General features: G+C 37.5%; 3 protein-coding genes. 2 read left to right on the top strand and 1 reads right to left on the bottom strand.

The features are described from left to right. Positions 1–253, top strand: a 253-nt coding sequence (locus tag V7659_RS31515; protein WP_335543911.1) for a GGDEF domain-containing protein, incomplete at its 5' end; no start/stop codon positions are given. 259 nt (positions 254–512) lie between these two features. Then, a complete protein-coding gene (locus V7659_RS31510; protein ID WP_335543910.1) occupies positions 513–1,646 on the top strand; it encodes a HAMP domain-containing sensor histidine kinase in 1,134 nt (377 codons plus the stop codon). Between the two features lie 48 nt (positions 1,647–1,694). Here V7659_RS31510 and V7659_RS31505 read toward each other — a convergent pair. Next, positions 1,695–2,483 (bottom strand): CAP domain-containing protein (locus V7659_RS31505; RefSeq protein ID WP_420491798.1); only part of this gene is annotated, 789 nt, incomplete at its 5' end.

The following is a 2,483-nucleotide window of genomic DNA, read 5'->3' as shown; positions in this document are numbered from 1 at the left end:
TTCTACAGGAATAGAGGAAGGGATGAAAATCGCAAAACAAATACAAGACACCATTCGGCTACTAGCGATTCCTCATATTAGTTCTGACATCGCCGATATCATTACACTTAGTATTGGGGTTGCCACCAATGTCCCTTCTAGATCTATCATGCCACAAGAGTTAATACAAATGGCTGATGAGGCACTGTACGTATCTAAGACAAAAGGGAGAAATACGATCTCCTCTGCTCAATTAAGTTTGGAAGGTTTGTAAAAACAAGCCTTCCATTTTTTATCCTCAAATACTATTTTATTTTTTCTAAATTGTGCAAAAATTGTTGTATAATGTGGAAAATACATGTAAAATTTCCCTAACAGCCTTATTTTGGATGGTGACGTTAATGGACATAACGAAACATCTTTTTTTAAACCTCTCAATGTTTATCATATTATTATTTTTCTGCTTAATTTTTTTCGATAATATAAAAAAATTCACCCTTTCAAAATCCTCACTAATTATCTTGTGTATTGCCATGCTATGGTTATGTATTCAATTCTCTTACAACCCAGTTCCGTCTGCCCGATACGATTTAAGAATTATTCCTTTAGTGTTAGGGGCCCTTTATATCGGAATCGGACCAATTCTTATAGTTTCCATTATAGTCATAAGAGGCTTCTATGGCTTTGATTTGGGCTTTTTTCAAACGGTTGTACTTTATGTACCCATGGGAGTAATTTTCTGGCGAGTATATCCATGGTTTCTAAGACAAGTTCCAGGACGTCGTATTTTCGTTACGGTATGTATTGGTGTGATTCTTGGTGTAGTAACAGTTATTGGGATGAGTTTCGAAAATACCCATACCTATTGGCTGGATGCTTGGTTTGCATTCCTATTTATCCCCTCACTTGGAATTGGTATTATCTCATATGGGATTGAATTTGTCAGACGAAATAACGAAATGCAGCAGGAGCTCATTAAAGCAGAGAAATTAAAAGCAGTGGAACAGATGGGAGCCGCTATCTCTCACGAAATCCGAAATCCACTAACTGCTGCAAGTGGATTTGTACAACTCCTTCAGGATGATTATCTTTCAAGGCATAAAAGAAAAGAATACCTATCAATTGTTAAAGAAGAATTAATTTCTGCTGAACGTGTTATTCAAGATTACTTAACTTTTGCAAAGCCATCCTTGGAAGCGCTCGAGGAACTAAATGTTAAAAGTGAAATGCGGCAAATAATTAATATTCTTCAGCCTTTAGCTAATCAAAATTCAGTAGAAATTATTACTGATTTCTCAGTCATTGGTTTTATTGAGGGTGATGGACAGAAGTTTCGTCAATGTTTTGTGAATGTCATCAAAAATGCAATTGAAGCTATGCCAAATGGTGGATATTTAACCATTACCACAGAATTTAGTAAAAATAATGTAACCATTAGCGTAAAAGATACTGGAATAGGTATGACAAATGAGCAGCTTGAGCGATTAGGAGAACCCTTTTATTCCACAAAGGGGAAAAATGGTACCGGTTTAGGTATGATGGTTGTTTATAGCATTGCCCGTGCCATGGATGGTACTGTCTGGGCAGAGAGTGAAGTAGGAGTAGGGACCACTTTTCATTTTAAATTCCCAACCATTCCCATGATATTAAAAAGCGAATTAAACTAAAATGAAACCGACAGTTACTTATTCTGTCGGTTTCTTTTACATGATTATTTACTTTCCGATAAACATTTGTGTCCAATGTTTTCCAGTAGCCTCATATCCTACCCCAATATGAGTAAAATTAGCACTTAGGATATTTCTGCGATGGCCTTCACTATTCATCCAAGCAGTTACTACTTCTTGTGGTGTCCGTTGTCCTTGGGCGATATTTTCACCTGCAGATTTATAGGTAACACCAAAATCCCTCATCATGTCAAATGGAGATCCGTAAGTAGGACTTGTATGTGAGAAGTAATTCTTTTGCTGCATATCCAGCGATTTTTTCTGTGCTACACCATTAAGCTGTGTATCTGCCTTTAAAGCTGGAAGACCATTTTTACTGCGTTGTGCATTGGTCAAGTCAATTACTTGTTGAACGTATTGACTTACATTTCCAGTGGTTGGAGCAGGCGCATTATTTTGTGTAGTAGTTGGCTGTTTTGGTGCTGGTGTTGTTTGTTTTGGTGCTGGCGCTGGCGCTGTTTGCTTTGGTGCTGGTGCTGGTGTTGGTGTTGTTTGCTTTGGCTGGTGAATAGGCGCTGGCTGCCCTGCCGGTGCCTGCCCATTCGGTGTTTGTTGCTGGATATATGGTTGAATTTGCTGCATGGCCCAATTTCTAGGGTCGATTGTAATATACTGATATTTTGCATCACGGATTAATACCGCTCTTGTATGTGGATATTGGTTACTGTTTAAGGATGTCTGATACGCAGAAATCATATCATCATCATTATTGTTATAATTTTTCTTATTTTTCCGTTTAGTATTGAAAAGATTTACATCAAGATCTGAATCATTGTT

The organism is Neobacillus drentensis (genome assembly GCF_036966985.1).
Lineage (GTDB): Bacteria > Bacillota > Bacilli > Bacillales > Cytobacillaceae > Neobacillus > Neobacillus drentensis_E.
The sequence above is the reverse complement of the archived record's forward strand: the minus strand, read 5'-3'. Positions and strand labels throughout refer to the sequence as shown.

Excerpts from the sequence above, each read along its gene's own strand:
- V7659_RS31510 (WP_335543910.1), top strand. The coding sequence starts at position 513 with ATGCTATGGTTATGTATTCAATTCTCTTACAACCCAGTTCCGTCTGCC.